Origin of the sequence: Streptomyces sp. CB02058 (assembly GCF_001905505.1) — a bacterium.
Taxonomy (GTDB): Bacteria; Actinomycetota; Actinomycetes; order Streptomycetales; family Streptomycetaceae; genus Streptomyces.
Map to the genome: position 1 here is coordinate 492437 of NZ_LIPG01000003.1, position 16617 is coordinate 509053.

17 protein-coding genes are annotated in these 16617 nt (G+C 72.2%); 9 read left to right on the forward strand and 8 right to left on the reverse strand.

What is annotated here, in order from left to right:
• Window positions 1–6 precede the first annotated feature (6 nt).
• Together AMK10_RS15740 and AMK10_RS15745 are read right to left on the reverse strand one after the other, a co-directional pair.
• Complete coding sequence (locus AMK10_RS15740; RefSeq protein ID WP_198959741.1) at window positions 7–753, reverse strand: DUF4142 domain-containing protein; 747 nt, start codon at window positions 751–753, stop codon at window positions 7–9.
• Window positions 754–936: 183 nt separating this feature from the next.
• Window positions 937–1701: a peptidyl-tRNA hydrolase gene (locus AMK10_RS15745; RefSeq protein ID WP_073748402.1), complete on the reverse strand. Its 765-nt coding sequence runs from the start codon at window positions 1699–1701 to the stop codon at window positions 937–939.
• 75 nt (window positions 1702–1776) lie between these two features.
• On the opposite strand from AMK10_RS15745, the gene AMK10_RS15750 reads away from it, so the two are divergent.
• Genes AMK10_RS15750 through AMK10_RS15760 form a run of 3 tightly spaced genes read left to right on the forward strand, consistent with a single transcriptional unit; the run spans window position 1777 to window position 4519 of the window.
• Entirely contained in the window at window positions 1777–2454 is a 678-nt protein-coding gene (locus tag AMK10_RS15750; protein WP_073748403.1) for an AIM24 family protein, read from the forward strand.
• Window positions 2455–2465: 11 nt separating this feature from the next.
• Window positions 2466–4325, forward strand: a complete 1860-nt coding sequence (locus tag AMK10_RS38610) for an ATP-binding cassette domain-containing protein (RefSeq protein WP_338014643.1) — start codon at window positions 2466–2468, stop codon at window positions 4323–4325.
• Between the two features lie 14 nt (window positions 4326–4339).
• Window positions 4340–4519 (forward strand): hypothetical protein, encoded by a 180-nt coding sequence (locus AMK10_RS15760; RefSeq protein ID WP_073748404.1) that lies wholly within the window; start codon window positions 4340–4342, stop codon window positions 4517–4519.
• 18 nt (window positions 4520–4537) lie between these two features.
• Here AMK10_RS15760 and AMK10_RS15765 read toward each other — a convergent pair whose 3' ends face one another.
• The 4 genes from AMK10_RS15765 to zapE all read right to left on the reverse strand — a co-directional run bounded on the left by AMK10_RS15765 (window position 4538) and on the right by zapE (window position 8661).
• Window positions 4538–5431 (reverse strand): polysaccharide deacetylase family protein, encoded by an 894-nt coding sequence (locus AMK10_RS15765; RefSeq protein ID WP_073748405.1) that lies wholly within the window; start codon window positions 5429–5431, stop codon window positions 4538–4540.
• 112 nt (window positions 5432–5543) lie between these two features.
• Window positions 5544–6908, reverse strand: coding sequence for an alkaline phosphatase PhoX (locus AMK10_RS15770; protein WP_073748406.1), 1365 nt, complete (start codon window positions 6906–6908; stop codon window positions 5544–5546).
• A 151-nt stretch (window positions 6909–7059) separates the two neighbouring features.
• Window positions 7060–7485, reverse strand: a complete 426-nt coding sequence (locus tag AMK10_RS15775; RefSeq protein WP_073748407.1) for an OsmC family protein — start codon at window positions 7483–7485, stop codon at window positions 7060–7062.
• 81 nt (window positions 7486–7566) lie between these two features.
• Window positions 7567–8661, reverse strand: coding sequence for a cell division protein ZapE (gene zapE, locus AMK10_RS15780; RefSeq protein WP_073748408.1), 1095 nt, complete (start codon window positions 8659–8661; stop codon window positions 7567–7569).
• Between the two features lie 37 nt (window positions 8662–8698).
• Here zapE and AMK10_RS15785 point away from each other — a divergent pair, with 37 nt between their 5' ends.
• The 4 genes from AMK10_RS15785 (at window position 8699) to msrB (ending at window position 11963) form a co-directional block, all read left to right on the forward strand.
• Window positions 8699–9472: a pyrimidine reductase family protein gene (locus AMK10_RS15785; RefSeq protein ID WP_073748409.1), complete on the forward strand. Its 774-nt coding sequence runs from the start codon at window positions 8699–8701 to the stop codon at window positions 9470–9472.
• Between the two features lie 179 nt (window positions 9473–9651).
• Window positions 9652–10104 (forward strand): indole-3-glycerol phosphate synthase, encoded by a 453-nt coding sequence (locus AMK10_RS15790; RefSeq protein ID WP_198959711.1) that lies wholly within the window; start codon window positions 9652–9654, stop codon window positions 10102–10104.
• Between the two features lie 46 nt (window positions 10105–10150).
• Window positions 10151–11545, forward strand: a complete 1395-nt coding sequence (gene murC / locus AMK10_RS15795) for a UDP-N-acetylmuramate--L-alanine ligase (protein ID WP_073748411.1) — start codon at window positions 10151–10153, stop codon at window positions 11543–11545.
• A 10-nt stretch (window positions 11546–11555) separates the two neighbouring features.
• Window positions 11556–11963: a peptide-methionine (R)-S-oxide reductase MsrB gene (gene msrB / locus AMK10_RS15800; RefSeq protein WP_073748412.1), complete on the forward strand. Its 408-nt coding sequence runs from the start codon at window positions 11556–11558 to the stop codon at window positions 11961–11963.
• Between the two features lie 110 nt (window positions 11964–12073).
• Here the strand turns inward: msrB and AMK10_RS15805 are convergent, their stop codons facing one another.
• Window positions 12074–14260 carry an MMPL family transporter gene (locus AMK10_RS15805; protein ID WP_073748413.1) on the reverse strand — a complete coding sequence of 729 codons (2187 nt, stop codon included), beginning with the start codon at window positions 14258–14260 and terminating at the stop codon, window positions 12074–12076.
• Window positions 14261–14300: 40 nt separating this feature from the next.
• A complete protein-coding gene (locus tag AMK10_RS15810; RefSeq protein ID WP_073748414.1) occupies window positions 14301–14849 on the reverse strand; it encodes a TetR/AcrR family transcriptional regulator in 549 nt (182 codons plus the stop codon).
• Between the two features lie 175 nt (window positions 14850–15024).
• On the opposite strand from AMK10_RS15810, the gene AMK10_RS15815 reads away from it, so the two are divergent.
• Both AMK10_RS15815 and AMK10_RS15820 read left to right on the forward strand, forming a co-directional pair.
• Window positions 15025–15858: an aldo/keto reductase gene (locus AMK10_RS15815; RefSeq protein WP_073748415.1), complete on the forward strand. Its 834-nt coding sequence runs from the start codon at window positions 15025–15027 to the stop codon at window positions 15856–15858.
• 261 nt (window positions 15859–16119) lie between these two features.
• A complete protein-coding gene (locus AMK10_RS15820) occupies window positions 16120–16617 on the forward strand; it encodes a hypothetical protein (protein ID WP_073748416.1) in 498 nt (165 codons plus the stop codon).

The following is a 16617-nucleotide window of genomic DNA, read 5'->3' on the forward strand; positions in this document are numbered from 1 at the left end:
CACGCCTCAGGGCAGCGGTGCCATCGTCGGGGGCACCGGGCGGGACGTGAAGGACTGGTCTCCGCTCGGTGTCACCGGCACCGGGACCTGCGGAACGCCGCCGCCCGAGGACACGGGCGGCCCCGAGGGGCTGGCGGTCGAGGTGCCGGCGGCGTCGCGCGCGAGACCGTCGAAGTCGACGAAACCGGTGCGCTCCAGCATGGTGATGTGGTCGAGCACCGTCTGATTCGCATCGGTGGCCAGCTGCCGGATCAGCGAGTTGCGCGTGGTGTGCCGGACCTGGGCCACCAGGGCGAACACCTTGCCGTGCGCGGCCCGCAGGAGGTTGGCGAACTTCTGCTGGTACTCCTCGCCACTGGCGGCGGTGAGCTCCCTGAGCCAGCCCTGCTGCTGCTCCGTCGGCTGGTTCGGGAGCTCCACCCCGAGCTTGGCGGCGACATCACGGGCCCGCCGGTCCAGGTCGGTGTGGCCGACCACCAGATGGTCGCCCGCGAGCCTCACCGCCTCGCTCGGCGCGCGCTCGATCGCCTGCTGCCCCGCCGGGAGTTCCCACAGCCCCGCGAGCCGCACCTTGACCAGGAAGTCCCGGTCGGTGGCGGAGAGCGGGCCCCACTGGGTCGCGACGCTGGACGCGTTCAGATTGGCCTCGCCCGTGCCCGAGCGGTCGGCGTACGACCACACGGGGAAGGCGAGCGCGCCCAGCGTGGCGACCAGCGCGGCGATGATGAGGGCCGTTCCGTTGATGCGTCGCAGCAAGATGTCTCCCGGGCCGGTGCGTGACAGCTCGAATCAACCGCCAACTGAGGCGTCGATCAACCTACTTGGCGGTAATGCCGATACGGCAGTACGGGGAGATACGTATTTCCGCGCAGGGATGTTCAGCCGGGGGGCCTCGGACTTCCGCCGGGTGGCCCGGCTGCCCGGCTGCCCGGCTGTTCAGCGGCGCAGCGCCGGGTGGTCCGCGACGACCGTGCACGATCCGGGGGCGACCTCGGTGAATCCGGCGTCACGCACCACCGGAAGCCCGCTCGCGGTGAGTTCGCTCCAGCGGGCGGCGTCAGGGGTGGCCACGGAGAGCGGGAAGCCCGCCTCGCGCCACGCCTTGCGCTCCGTCTCCGACAGCTCCCACCAGGCGAGCTGCGCGCCGTGTCCCGCCTGCGCCATCGTCTTGCCCGCCGACATGGTGACCTCAGGATTCAGCCAGAGCACGGGACCCGCCGTGTCGGGCGAGGCCGGGGGCTCGGGGTCGGTCAGGTCCGTGCCCGAGACCTGGAGCTTGGCCAGCTCCTTGGGCCAGCCGTCCAGCGGCACCGGCGGATAGACCCGGACCTCCGCGTGCTCGCCGGTGACCGTGATCCCGGGCAGCGTGGACGCCTTGCGCCACTCCGCGCCGCGCGCCCGCCGCACCACCTTGCGGATCCTGGCGTCCTGCCAGTCGCGCATGGCCCGGGCCCATTCGCCCTCGCCCACGCCCTCGTCCTCACCGAGCGAGCGGGGGTCCGAGAGGATCGTGAGCACCGCGCGGGCCGCCGTCACCAGGGCGTCGTTGCGCGCCGGGGGGTCCGTCTTCTCCAGGTGCACCACCAGCGGCAGCACGAACTGGGGGGCTTCGTCACGCGCCGTCGGCTCCGAACTGAACGGGCTGTCGGCGGGGGTCCCGGACGCTGCGGGGACGGACTCGGGAATGCTGTCGCTGCTCACGCACTCCAGTCTGCCAGGCCCCTCGGACAACCCGTTTCTTGGCGGAACACCAGGCTCCGGGTGAGGATGCACCGCATGAAGAGCGACCTCTTTTCCAGCGAGCACATGGCCCAGCAGGCCACCGCCCCCGGCATGACCCTGCAGAACGCCAAATCGATCAAATACGCCGTCAACGGCGAGATGTACGCGCGTCAGGGATCGATGATCGCCTTCCGGGGCAGTCTCCAGTTCGAGCGCAAGGGCCAGGGCATAGGCGGCATGCTCAAGCGGGCCGTGACCGGGGAGGGGCTCGCCCTGATGTCGGTCACCGGCCAGGGCGAGGCGTGGTTCGCGCACGAGGCGGCCAGCTGCTTCATCGTGGACATGGAACAGGGCGACGTCCTGACCATCAACGGCCGCAACGTCCTCTGTTTCGACGCGAGCCTGTCCTACGAGATCAAGACCGTGAAGGGCGCCGGAATGACCGGTGGCGGTCTCTTCAACAGCGTCTTCAGCGGGTACGGGAAGCTCGGCCTGATCTGCGACGGCCATCCCATAGTGATCCCCGTCACCGCGCAGCAGCCGGTGTACGTGGACACGGACGCGGTCGTCGGCTGGAGCGCCCAGCTCTCCACCTCCCTGCACCGCTCGCAGAGCTTCGGCTCGATGGTGCGCGGCGGCTCCGGCGAGGCGGTGCAGCTGATGCTCCAGGGCGAGGGGTTCGTGATCGTGCGCCCGAGCGAACTCAAGCAGGAGAAGGCGTCGGCCCATTGATCCTGCGGGACGTGGGCCGCCGCCACGGGCTGCGCGGACCCTGGGCGTTGCGCGGTGTCGGCCTGGAGCTGCCCGCGCACACCCTGGTCCGGGTCGAGGGCGCCAACGGCTCGGGCAAGACGACCCTGTTGCGGCTGCTCGCCGGGATCGACGCGCCCACCGAGGGCCGGATCACGGGCCGGCCGCGCACGGCGTACGTCCCCGAGCGCTTCCCGGCGGCCCTGCCGTTCACGGCTGCCGGGTACCTCGTCCACATGGGCCGGGTCCACGGCTTCACCGCCGCGGAGGCCGCGGGACGGGCCGAGGAGTGGCTCGCGCGGTTCGGGGCGGCCGGGCACGCCCGTACGCCCCTGGCGGAGCTCTCCAAGGGCACCAGCCAGAAGGTCGCCGTCGCCCAGGCACTCCTGGCCGGCCCGCAGCTGCTTGTCCTGGACGAGGCGTGGACCGGCCTGGACGCCGGGGCGCGCGAGGAGCTGGACCGGGCCGTCACCGAGCGGGTCGCCGAGGGTGCCACGGTGGTGTTCGTCGACCACGATCCGCGACGGCTGGCCGGATCGGCCGTCGCGTACCGGCTGGACGGGCTGACGCTCGCTCCGGTCGGCACGGCGCCCCACCACCCCGGCCCGAGGATCCGCATCGAGGCGACGGGCCCGGCGTCGGCCCCCCTCCCGGCCCGACTGCCCGGAGCTCCGGCGGTCGACCGGGACGCCGGCGACCCTTTCGCGGCCCGCTTCACCACGACCACCGCGCACTCGGACCGCCTGCTGCACGCCCTGCTCACGGCCGACCCGCCCTGGCACATCACGGGGGTCACGCGACTCCCGGAACCGGCCCGGGCCCGCGCCTCGGAGCAGGCGACGGCCGTTGACCTGGAGGAGGGCCCGGCCCCAGCCCCCGACGCGCGACAGCCCGCCCCAGCCACCTCTCCGGGACCGGCTGCCCCCTCGGCACCGGCTGCCTCAACCGCGCCGACCGTTTCCACGGGACCGGCTGCCCCACTCGCGCCGACCGTTTCCACGGCACCGGCCGCCCCACCCGTCCCGGCTGCGACCACCGCCCCGCCCACATCGGCCGTCACTGCGGCACCAGCCGTCACCACCGCCCCGCCCGCCGCTTCCGCGCCCCGCACCGACCGTGGGCCCCGCCCGGACAATGCGCTCCTGCCCCGGCCCGCACCCGCACCCCGTACCGCGCTGCGCGCCACCGCCGCGACCGTGCGCTACCAGGCCGCGATGCTGGCCCGGTCGCAGCGCTGGCTCGCACCCCTCCTGCTCTACGCCGCCGCTCTCGGCATCGGCGTACGGGCGGGGCAGCCCCTGCTGGACTCGCTCGGTTACGCCGCTGCCGCGCTGGTCCCCGTCGCCGCGTGGTTCACCCGGCTCTGCGTCACCCAGGAGCCGCGCGCCGCACGGGCCGTCACCGCCGCCGCCGTCGGGCCGGCCCGCGCCCACCGGGCCTCGGTGCTCACCGCCCTGAACTGCGCGCTCGCCGTGGGCGCCGCGGGCACCGGGATCGTGCTGCTGATCAGCGAACCGGTCAGCACCGACCGCACCGTCGCCGTACCGCTCCCGCCCGCCGCCCTCGCCGGGCTGCTCGCCGCCGCCTGCTGCGCCCTGGCCGGAACGGCCGTGGGGGCACTCTGCGCCCGCCCGGTCCTCCACCGGCGGGGCTGGTCGCTCATGGCGACCCTGCTCGCCGTGCTGCTCGTCCTCGTGGGCAGGGGATCGCCCGCCAGGGACGCGGTGACGGCCCTGGTCTCGGGCTCGACGAGCGGCACGGTGGCGCTGCCCCTGCTGCCGCTGCTCGTGGCCGCCGTCGTCGCCGTCGCCGTGGCCGCCCTGACGTCGCGGATCGCCGCGCTGCGCGGGTGAGTACGCTCGTACGCATGGACGACGCCTACTGCGAGACGCCCGCGCACGCACCCGCCCCGGTGGACGCGGGTCCGCCGTACGCCGAGTGCGTGCTGTGCCGGAAGCCGACCGAGCACCCGGAGTCGACGAAGGGCAGCACCCTCTGCCCGGTGTGCGAGTGGCAGGAGGCGGGGCGCACCGCGTGCTCCGGCTGACCTGCGCTCGGGCGGCGCTCAGCCGCGCATCAGCTCGGAGACCTTGACGAAGCGGAAGCCCCGCTCGCGCAGCTCCGGCACGATCGTGCGTACGGCCTCCTCGGTGACGGGCGCGGCGCTGCGGGTGCAGTGCATGACCACCAGGGAGCCGGGCCGCACCCCGTCCAGCACCTGCTCGGCCACCGCGTCCGCGTCCGTGGCGAAGGCGTCACCGCTGACCACGTCCCACTGGACGGCGGTCACCCCGGCGGGGGCCAGGGCCTTCAGCGCCGCGTCGTCGTAGCAACCGCCCGGGAAGCGGAAGTACGGCACCACATTGCGCGCCCCCGTCTTCCTGATCGCGGCGAAGGCCCGGTCCACATCGCCCCGCATGTCGTCCCGTCCGACGGCCGGCAGGCCGTAGCAGGGCGAGGAGAAGGCGTAATGGCTGAAGGAGTGGTTGGCGATCTCGAAGAGGGGGTCGGTGCCGATCGAGCGAGCCTGAGCCGGGTACTCCTGCGCCCAGCGGCCCGTCATGAAGACCGTCGACGGGATCTTCAGCTCGCGCAGCGACGCGATCAGCCCCGGGTTGTCGAAACGCTCGCCGCCCGCGGCCCGGGGGCCCTGATCCGCCGTCATGTCCGCGTCGAAGGTGAGCGCCACGACCTTCCCGGACCCGCTCCGGGAGCCCTGGAGCGCTCCCTCCGCACGGCGTTCGAAGACCGGTGTGAGACCGGCGGGTCCCGGAGCGAGCACGGGCGGCTCGCTCTCCGGGGCCCGTGACGGTGCGGAGGGCTTCGGCGCGGGCCGTGTCGGGGCCTCCGGAGAGGCCGCCGGGGGAGCGGCGGCCCGGGACCGGGTGGCCCCGGGGTCGGCGCACCCGGTGAGCGCCCCGCTCAGGACGGCTCCCCCGAGAGCAGTCAGCACGATCATCGTACGAACGGATTTGATCACCGAAGGACGCTAGCTGAAGGGCGATCGGATTGCGCCCGCGGCGCTCCGGGCCGGCGCGCGGCCGGCCCGGATCACCCGTCTGCCGTCCCGGTCAGCGCCAGGGGCCCGTCACCGCGAACGTCGTCCCCGGCGTGTAGCAGTTCACGAACATCGTCCCGCCGTCCGGCGAGAACGTGACCCCGGCGAACTCCCCCCACTCCGGATCGTCGGCCGTCCCGATGTTCTGCCGCCCGCGCGCCATCGGATAGACCTCGCCGCGCCGCGTCACCCCCAGCACGTGCTGCGCGCCGCCGCCGTCCTCGCAGACCATCAGGCCGCCCCCGGAGGCGAGACAGATGTTGTCCGGGGACTCGCCCGGCAGCTGGATGTCGGTGTCCGGACCGAAGACGATCACCAGGGTGAGCCGGCGCCGTGCCGGCTCGTAGCGCCACACCTGGCCGAAGTGGTCGGCGGCCGATCCCTCCGCGCTCCGCGCGAAGCTGGAGACGAAGTAGACGGAGGAGCCGCCCCAGTAGCAGCCCTCCAGCTTCTGGGCGTGCGTGACGCCCTTCGGCCCGAAGTCCTGGAGCCTGATCGGCGTCACGGCCGCCTGCGGGTCGGGTACGGGGACCCACTCGACCCGGTCGAAGCTCGCGCCGGTCTCCTGGATCAGGGAGAGGTCGGGGACCCCCGGCACCCGCATGGCCTCCAGGGCGCCGCCGGCCCGCAGCGATCCCGTCCCGCCGAGCGGCTTCTCGGGGAGGAAGCGGTAGAAGAGCCCGAAGGGCTTGTCGAACGCGTCCTCCGTCTCGTACACGACGCCGTTCTCCGGGTCGACGGCGATCGCCTCGTGCTGGAAGCGGCCCATCGCGGTCAGGGGGACGGCCCCGGTGCGGCGCGGATCGGCGCCGTCCACCTCGAAGATGAAGCCGTGGTCCTTCTCGTAGCCGTTGGTGCCGGCCTTGTCCTCGGTCTCCTCGCAGGTCAGCCAGGTGTTCCAAGGGGTCGGCCCGCCCGCGCAGTTGACGGCCGTACCCGCGATGGCGACGCGCTCGCCGCGGACGTTGCCCCGGGAGTCGAGTTCGAGGGCCGTGCAGCCGCCCTTGCCCATCGGGTCGTACGTGAGGCCCTCGACCGTGGGGACGCCGATCCTGCCCGTCACCCGGTTCTCATGGTTGCGCACGAGGTGGACGCGGCCGTTGCGGCCCGCGAAGGCGGCCATGCCGTCGTGATTGCTGGGGACCGTGCCCTCGCCGGAGCGGAGCGGGTCGCCCTCCCGGGAGAGGACCCGGTAGCGGAAACCTTTCGGCAGGTCGAGCAGACCGTCGGGGTCCGGGAGGAGAGGGCCGTAGCCGCTGTGTCCCCGGGCGACGGCGGTGCCGGTGAAGAGTTCGGCGAAGGCGCCGGAGAAGGCGACAGCGGCGCTGCCGGCCAGGATCTGACGTCGTGTCGCGAGACGTCGAGGTGCTGATGTCATGAGGCAACTCCCTGTTGGCGGACAGGTGAAGTGACCCGCATGTGTGTACCACGCGTCGAGGCGCGCGGGAACCATGCGGGCCACGGTGCCCCCTGTGTCCCTGGGGCGGACGAGGCCCCAGGGACAGGTGTGGGATCGGGCGACCCGACGATCAGGCCAGCGAGGCGCTGAGCGTGATCGTGGTGCCGGTGAGCGCCTGGCTCACCGGGCAGTTCGCCTTGGCGTCCTCGGCGGCCTTCACGAAGCCCGCCTCGTCCAGACCCGGGACCTCGCCCTCCACCGTGAGGTGGATGCCGGTGATGCCGGTGCCGGGCTGGAACGTGACCTCGGCCTGGGTGTTCAGCCTGGTCGGCGGGGTGCCCGCGCTGTTCAGGCCGTTGGACAGCGCCATGGAGAAGCAGCTGGAGTGCGCGGCGGCGATGAGCTCCTCCGGGCTGGTCTTGCCATTCGCCTTCTCCGCGCGGGAGGGCCAGGAGACGGGGAACTCCCCGACCTCGGAGGAGTCGAGGGTGACGACGCCCTTGCCCTCGGTCAGGTTGCCTTCCCAGACCGTGTGCGCCTGACGCGTGGTAGCCATGCTTGATCCCTTCGAACGGTGTGCGCGGTTGCACGGGACGCGCGGGCGCCGGACGGCACCCGCACGCGCTCAACCCCGAACCTACTGCGCCACCAGTCCCTTTGCGTCACGCGCCAAGGCGGTCAGCCGAGAGATGGCCCGGAAGTACTTCTTGCGGTAGCCGCCGTTCAGCATCTCGTCGCTGAACAGCCGGTCGAACGGGAGACCGGAGGCGAGCACGGGGATCTCACGGTCGTACAGCCGGTCCGCGAGCACCACCAGGCGCAGCGCCGTCGACTGGTCGGGCACCGCACGCACATCGGTGAGACAGACCGCCGTGATCCCGTCCGTCAGCGCGCCGTACCGGCTCGGGTGGACCCGGGCGAGATGGTCGAGCAGCGACGGGAAGTCGTCGAGGGAGGCACCGGCGGTCCGGTACGCGGCCCGGGTCACCTGGTCGTCGGAGTACGGCGGAGGCGCCTCGGGCAGCCCGCGGTGCCGGTAGTCCTCACCGTCGATGCGCAGCGGCCGGAAGTGCGAGGACAGCCCCTGGATCTCGCGGAGGAAGTCGGCCGCGGCGAAGCGGCCCTCGCCGAGCTTGCCCGGCAGCGTGTTCGACGTGGCGGCCAGCGCCACGCCCGCCTCGACGAGCCTGCTGAGCAGCGACGAGACCAGGACGGTGTCGCCCGGGTCGTCCAGCTCGAATTCGTCGATGCACAGCAGGCGGTGCCCGCTCAGGGTCCGCACGGTCTGCTGGAAGCCGAGCGCGCCGACCAGGTTCGTCAGCTCGACAAACGTGCCGAAGGCCTTGAGCGAGGCGTCGGCGGGGGTGGCGTGCCAGAGGGAGGCCAGGAGGTGGGTCTTGCCAACGCCGTACCCGCCGTCGAGGTAGACGCCGCGCGGTCCGGCGGGCGCGGCCGGCTGCTTCCTCCCGAACCACGAGCGCCGTCCGGAGCCCGTGGCGTGCGCCCCGCCGAGCCCGGCCGCGAACGAGCTCAGCACCTTGACCGCGTCGGTCTGACTCGGCTGGTTCGGGTCGGGGACGTACGTATCGAAGCGCACCGAGTCGAAACGCGGCGGCGGCACCATCTCCGCGACCAGACGGTCGGCGGGGACGCGCGGCTCGAGGGCGCACAGGGACTGCGGGGCCGTTTCGGCTATGGGGCTCTGCCCCGGCACGGCTGTGGAGGACGACACAACTCTCCACCTTAAGCGCCGTGCCAGACTGCTGGGCATGCGACGCCTGCTCCCTGTGACGGACCTGACAAACCAAGCCGCTGCCGCCGCCGACCGCGAGTGGACGCTCGACGAGCTGGCCGAGGCCTACGCGTATCCGGACACCGGTCGGGCCTGGCTCCGCGCCAACATGGTCTCCACCCTGGACGGGGCCGCCCAGCACGACGGCCGCTCCCAGGGCATCTCCTGCCCCGCGGACATGCGGATCTTCGGCACCCTGCGGGGGCTGGCCGACGCGGTCGTCGTCGGCGCCCAGACGGTGCGGCAGGAGGGGTACAGGCCCGCGCGCGCCCGTGACGCCTTCGCCGCCCGGCGCGCGGCTGCCGGACAGGGCCCGGCCCCGGCCATCGCGGTCGTCAGCGCGAGCCTCGACCTGGACTTCTCGCTCCCCCTGTTCGTCTCGCCCCTGGTCCCGACCTACGTGATCACCGGGGCCGCCGCGCCCTCGGACCGGGTCCACGCGGCCCGGGAGGCCGGGGCGGAGGTGCTGTTCGCCGGGGAGGGCGCGGCCGTGGAGCCGGACCGGGCCGTGGGGGAGCTGGCCGCCCGCGGTCTGGGCCGGCTGCTCACCGAGGGCGGGCCCCGGCTGCTCGGCCAGTTCGTGGCGGCCGGGGTGCTGGACGAGCTCTGCCTGACCGTGTCGCCGCTGCTCACGGCCGGGAACGCGCAGCGGATCGCGGGCGGTCCTCCGGTTGCCGTGCCGGAACGTTTCTCCCTTGTCTCGCTCCTGGAGGAGGAGGGATTCCTCTTCAGCCGGTACACGAAGGGCTGATCCGCGGCACACCAAGATCTGACACTTAGCGGAATTTGCCGTTCCGGTTAGCTTCCGATGGGCACACTTAGTCCTGCACCCCGTGCGACAACGGGGAAGGATGGTTTCAGCAACAACGGCCGTGCCCGCGGCCGACGAGATGAAGCGGAAGGGCGCCTGTCGTGTTCACAAGCGTTTTGATGATCGAGAAGCCCCTCACTCCCGAGGACGTGGAATTCGTCACCACTCTCCACGGCGAGGAGCGGATCTCGTTCGTCGTGCTGATGCAGCCCCGGAGCGACCAGGCCGACGTGCTGCTCCGCGCGATCGACGACGTGGCGATCGGCGAGCTCCGGGAGGCCGTCCGTGAGGGGGACAAGCCCGAGGGCAAGGAGGCCGCCGAGCCGGCCGAGATGGCACTGGAGTACTCGCTCCGGGAGCTGCGGGAGGCGGGCTCGGAGGCTGTCGGACAGGTGGTCGAGGACCACCCCCTGGACAAGCTGAAGACCGTCGTCGACGACTCGGGGGCGGACGAAGTCATCGTGCTGACGGCGCCGCACTACGTCGAGGAGTTCTTCCACCGGGACTGGGCGTCCCGGGCCCGGCACAAGGTCGGCGTACCGGTGCTCAAGCTCTTCGCACACAGCGAATAGGCTTGTGCCGCACGCTTGACCGCCTCACACCTCGGGAGACACACGCATGGCACCCGGTATTCCTGCCGCCCTGGAACGGCCGCACTTCATCGGCATCGGCGGCGCCGGAATGTCGGGCATCGCGAAGATCCTGGCCCAGCGCGGTGCGAAGGTGGCGGGCAGCGACGCCAAGGAGTCCGCCACCGCCGAGGCCCTGCGCGGGCTGGGGGCGACCGTCCACATCGGGCACGCCGCCGGGCACCTGGCGGACGACGCGACCTCGGTGGTCGTCTCCAGCGCCATCCGCGCCGACAACCCCGAGCTCGTCCGCGCCGCCGAGCTGGGCATTCCCGTCGTGCACCGCTCCGACGCGCTCGCCTCCCTGATGGAGGGCCTGCGGGCCATCGCGGTCGCCGGCACACACGGCAAGACCACGACCACATCGATGCTGGCCGTCGCCCTGTCCGAGCTGGGCCTCGACCCCTCGTACGCCATCGGCGGCGACCTGGAGGGCCCCGGCACCAACGCCACGCACGGCGCGGGCGACATCTTCGTCGCCGAGGCCGACGAGAGCGACCGGAGTTTCCAGAAGTACGCCCCGCAGGTCGCGATCGTGCTGAACGTCGAACTGGACCACCACGCGAACTACGCGTCGATGGACGAGATCTACGAGTCCTTCGAGACCTTCGTCGGCAAGGTCGTCCCCGGCGGCACCCTGGTCATCTCCGCCGACCAGCCCGGCGCCGTCGAGCTGACCCGGCGGGTCCGCGACCTCACCTCGCTCACCGTCGTCACGTACGGGGAGTCCGAGGGCGCCGACGTACGCGTCCACAAGGTCACCCCGCGCGGTCTGACCAGCGAGGTCACGGTCGTGCTCAACGGGAAGTACCTCACCTTCACGGTCTCCGTGCCCGGCCGCCACTACGCGCACAACGCGGTCGCCGCGCTTGCCGCCGGTGTCGCCCTCGGCATCCCCGCGCACAACCTGGCCTCCGCCATCGGCAAGTACACCGGGGTCAAGCGCCGGCTCCAGCTCAAGGGCGAGGCGGCCGGTGTCCAGGTCATCGACTCGTACGCCCACCACCCCACGGAGATGACGGCCGACCTGGAGGCCATGCGCGGCGCCGCCACCGGCTCGCGCCTCCTGGTCGTCTTCCAGCCGCACCTCTTCTCCCGTACCCAGGAGCTCGGCACGGAGATGGGCCAGGCCCTCGCCCTCGCCGACGCGTCCCTCGTCCTGGACATCTACCCGGCCCGCGAGGACCCGGTCCCCGGCGTCACCAGCGAGCTGATCATCGACGCCGCGAAGGCCGCGGGCGCCGACGTCACGGCCGTCCACGACAAGGCGCAGGTCCCCGCGGCCGTCGCGGGAATGGCGAAGCCGGGCGATCTGGTTCTCACCATGGGAGCGGGCGATGTCACCGACCTCGGCCCGCAGATCCTGGACCACCTGTCGAGCTGAGGGAGCCACCGTGTCGTACGACGTCGAGAAGCCGGACGAGCAATGGCGGGCGGAGCTGACCCCCGCCGAGTACGCGGTGCTGCGCAAGGCCGGCACCGAGCCCGCGTTCGTGGGTGAGTACACCGACACCAAGACGGCAGGCGTCTACTCCTGTCGTGCCTGCGGTGCGGAGCTGTTCCGCTCCGACACCAAATTCGAGTCGCACTGCGGCTGGCCGTCCTTCTACGACCCGAAGGACAGCGACGCCGTCGAGCTGCTCCAGGACAACAGCATGGGCATGGCCCGCACCGAGGTGCGCTGCGCCCGGTGCGGCTCGCACCTGGGCCACGTCTTCGAGGGCGAGGGCTACGCCACGCCCACCGATCAGCGGTACTGCATCAACTCGATCTCGCTGACGCTGGCACCCGACGAGAGCTGATCCCGCCGCACCGGGCGTGTCCCGGTGCCGGGTCCACGGCGACGGCCCGCCAGGAGAGCACCTCTCCTGGCGGGCCGTTTCCGCCGTACGGGCCGGCTACGCGGGCGCGCTCACGTCTTGACGAGCTCGACCGGCTCCTGCCGCTGCACCGGAATCCGGCGCTGCAGCTGCTCGCCCTCGATGTCGAGGTCGGGCAGCACCCGGTCGACCGCACCGGGCAGCCACCAGGCGGCACGCCCCACGAGGTGCATGACCGCGGGCACCAGGGCCATCCGCACGACGAACGCGTCGATGAGCACGCCGATCGCCAGGGCGAAGCCCATGGACTTGATGACGGGGTCGTGCATGAAGACGAACCCGCCGAAGACGGCGGTCATGATCACGGCCGCGGCGGTGACGACCCGAGCGTTGTGGCCGACACCGCTGATGACGGACTCACGGGCGTCGGCGCCGTGGACGAAGTCCTCCCGCATCCGGGAGACGAGGAAGACCTCGTAGTCCATCGCGAGCCCGAAGAGGATGCCGATCAGGAGGATGGGCAGGAAGCTGACCAGCGGTCCCGGCGTGTCCAGGCCCACGAGCGACGCCAGGTGGCCCTCCTGGAAGATCGCGACGGTGATGCCGAAGGTCGCCCCGATGGTCAGCAGGAAGCCCAGCGCCGCCTTCACGGGCACCAGGATCGACCGGAACACCAGCATCAGCAGCAGGATGGACAGCCCGACCACCAGCAGGAGGTAGACCGGCAGCGCGTCGGCGAGCTTCGCGGAGACGTCGATGCCGACCGCCGTGGCACCGGTCAGCGCGATGGACGCCCCCGAGATGTTCGCGACCCTGTCCCGGATCTCGTTGACGGTGTCCTCGGTCTCGGCGGCGGTGGGGCCCGTCTCGGGGATCACGGCCAGCAGGGCGGTGGTGCCCTTCTCGTTCATCTGCGGAGGGGCCACGGCCAGCACGCCGTCGGTCTCCGTGATGAGCGCGGCGGCCTCCTTGGAGGCGGCGCCGGTCGCCTGGGCGCTGTCGCCGGACACGACCGCGATCAGCCGGCCGTTGAAGCCCTCGCCGAAGCCTTCGGTGGTCAGGTCGTAGGCGTCGCGGTTGGGCGACCCGACCGCTTCGGTGCTCGCGTCGGGCAGGGACAGCCGCATGTCCTGGAGGGGCAGGGCGAGAGCGCCGAGGCCGACCACACCGAGGATGAGTACGGGGACGCGCAGCCGTGCCACGATCCGGCCCCAGCGGAAGCCGAACGCGGACTGCGCCCGCGCCTCGTCCGACGGGGTGGCGTCGGCGGGCGCCCCGTTGCGCGCACGGAGCTTGCGGGGCAGGACACGGACGCCCGCGAAGCCCAGGACGGCGGGCAGGAGGGTGAGCGAGACCAGTACCGCGAGAGCGACCGTGGCCGCGGCCGCCAGCCCCATGACCGTCAGGAACGGCACTCCGGCGACGGTGAGTCCCGCCAGCGCGATGACGACAGTGGCGCCCGCGAAGACGACCGCCGAACCCGCGGTCCCGGCCGCACGGCCCGCCGCTTCCTCGCCGTCCATGCCCTCCAGGAGGTAGTGGCGGTACCGGGAGGTGATGAACAGCGCGTAGTCGATACCGACGGCCAGGCCCAGCATCAGCGCCAGGATCGGCGCGGTGCTGGTCAGCTCCACGACGCTGCTCAGCGCGAACAGCCCGGCCATGCCGGCCGCGACGCCGACCAGGGCGTTCAGCAGGGTCATCCCCGCCGCAACCAGGGAGCCGAAGGTGAGCACCAGCACGAGCGCCGCGACGGCGACACCGATGATCTCGGTCGAACCGACCTCCGGGACGCCCCGCATGATCTCGCCGCCGTGTTCGACGCGCAGATCGGTGACGGAGTCACCGGCCTTCGTGAACGCCTCACGCTGCGCGTCGGTGATGCCGTCGACACCGGTCGTGAACTGCACCTGGACCAGGGCGTACCGGCCGTCCTGCGACACGGCCTTGGACGCGAAGGGGTCGACGGCCGCCAGGACACCGGGAACCTTCGCGGCCTCCTCGGTCACGGGGGCCACGGCGGCGGGTGTGAGCTTCCCGCCCTCGGGTGCGGCGACGACGATCGTCCCGGTCGCACCGCCGGCCTGCGGGAACTCCCGGGCCAGCGAGTCCAGGGCCTTCTGGGACTCCGTGCCCGGTATGGAGAACTTGGTGGTGGTCGGCCCGCTGAAGGCCGCGGCGGCCCCGCCGAGCAGTGCGAGCAGCAGCAGCCACAGGGCGAGGACACGCCCTCGGCGCCGGAAGGAGAGCCGGCCGAGCCGGTACAGCAGGATTGCCATGCGAAAGAGGCGTCTTTCTGTTCGAACGGGACGACTTCTGTCAGCTGGTGGGACGGCCGAGGATTCTCAGTGCTCCCCGGAGGAGTTCGGCGCGCATGGTGTCGGGGTCGACGTCGAGGTCGGAGGCGACCGTGACGGCCACGCCCCCGATCACCATCTGGGCCATGACGCGCGCACGCGGCTGATCGGACCGGCCGGCCAGCGCGTCCGCGAGCTCGTCGACCGCCTCGGGGATGACGGCGAGGACCGGATGGCCGAGCATCTCGGGCAGTTCGGCGAAGATGATCTTGATTTCCAGATGGAAGCGCATCGCCAGCGCGATGTAGCCCGCCGCAGCCGGTTCGACGGCGCGTTCGCCGTCCAGCGCCGCCAACTCCGCACGCAGGACGGAGAGTCCCTCGGCCGGCGGGGTCAGCAGCTCGGTGAGGATCGCGTCCTTGCCGGCGAAGTGGTAGAGCAGGGACGCCTTGGAGCAGTGCGCCTCCACGGCGATGTCGTGCAGGGAGGTCCCCTTGAAGCCGTGCTCGGCGAACAGGCGCAGGGCCGAATCGAGAATGTGACGGCGCATCGGGGACGGCGGGCGTGACATGGGTTCACCGTAGCTGACCGATCGGTCAGCCCTGACCGTTCGGTCAGGAACTTTCGCGTGACGCCCGCCACTGCCGCGTCGTGGCCGTCGTGTGCCCTCCGATCGCGTCCGTCACCCCGCTCCGTCGGCCGACTCCGCTGCTAGCGTGGCCGATCGACCCAGTGGGAGGGGCATCATGACGGCGGCCGTGTTCCGTATCGGCGGGGATCTGACGGTGGGACGGCTCGGGTTCGGTGCCATGCACCTGCCCACGGAGCCCGGTACGGTCCGCGAGGCATCCGTCGCGGTCGCGCGACGGGCCGTGGAACTGGGCATCACCCTGATCGACACCGCACACCTGTACGGCGCCGGGGCGAACGAGGAACTGCTGGCGGAGGCCCTGCACCCTTACCCGGACGGGCTGTTGATCACCACCAAGGTGGGAGTGGCGCGCTCGGACGAGTCGGGCGAATGGAAGCTCGACGGCCGGCCCGCCGTGCTGCGCGAGCAGGTCGAGAACGCACTGCGACGGCTGCGCGTCGAGCGGATCGAGCTGCTCCAGCTGCACCGCATCGACCCGGAGACGCCGCTCGCCGACCAGATCGGCACCCTGCGGGACCTCCGGACGGAAGGGAAGATCGGCCGCATCGGGCTCTCCGAGGTCACCGTCGGCGAACTCGGCGAGGCGAGGGGCATCGTCGGCATCGCGAGCGTGCAGAATCGCTACAACCTGCTGGATCGTGAGCACGAGCCCGTGCTCACGGCCTGCGAGGAGGCGGGGATCGCCTTTCTGCCGTGGCGCCCCGTCGCCTGGGGCGACTCCGGCGCGAGCGCCGGGGTCGCCGCCGTGGCGGCCGAGCTCGGCGCCACCCCCACCCAGGTGGCGCTCGCCTGGCTCCTGGGCCACTCACCGGTCGTCCTGCCGATCCCGGGCACGGCCCGGATCGACCACCTGGAGGAGAACCTCGCCGCGGAACGGCTCGAACTCACCCAGGCCCACCGCGACCGCCTGGACGGCCTGTCCGGCTAGGAGCCTGCCGGGCCGATCGTGCGCAGGTCCGGGTGACGTGCGAGGGGGCGGTCGCCGTGCCGGGGTACGGACAGCCGCGCCCGTCACGGCGGGCCGGGTCGCCACGGTGCGGGCGTGCCCGAGCGCGTCGGACGCGGCGTGAACGGCCGAACGCCCTTTTCGGTCCGCCGCGTTCGGGTTCCCCCGGCTGCCGGCTCCTGCCGGAACCCGGCGTGGTCCGCGAGGCTTCTCAGGGCGCCCGGCAGAACCCATGATGACGCAATGGCCATCAGCGAGGAACTGCTCTGGGACGCGGAGCACAAGGAGACGCCGATCGTTCCGCGGCTGCGGCGTACGGCGGTGACGGCCGGCTGTGTCGGCGTGTTCGTCCTGGTGCTGTGGGCGCAGTCCGACGCCACATGGGCGGTCGGCGCGGCCGCGGTCTACGTGCTGGCGGAGATCGCGTACCGGATGTGGGACCGGCGGCGCCTCGTCGAGGTACGGATCGTCGTCGACGAGGCCGATGGCCGTGCCAGGCTCCGCCTCCGGCAGGCCGGCGGACGGATCACCGAACACGACCCCCACCGAGTGGTCCGGGTGCTCATCATCCGCGACAACGTCCTCGACTCGGCGAACCTGCGCCTGCGCCTGCACGGGAAGAGGGTCCTCTACGCGCGCCCAGGCCGCCCCCCGGCGGTCACGCCATGGCGGACGGCGTGCCCGAGAGCCCACGTCCGTGAGAGAAACGCCTGGTGGGGCATGCCGGGGATCCCCGACTAG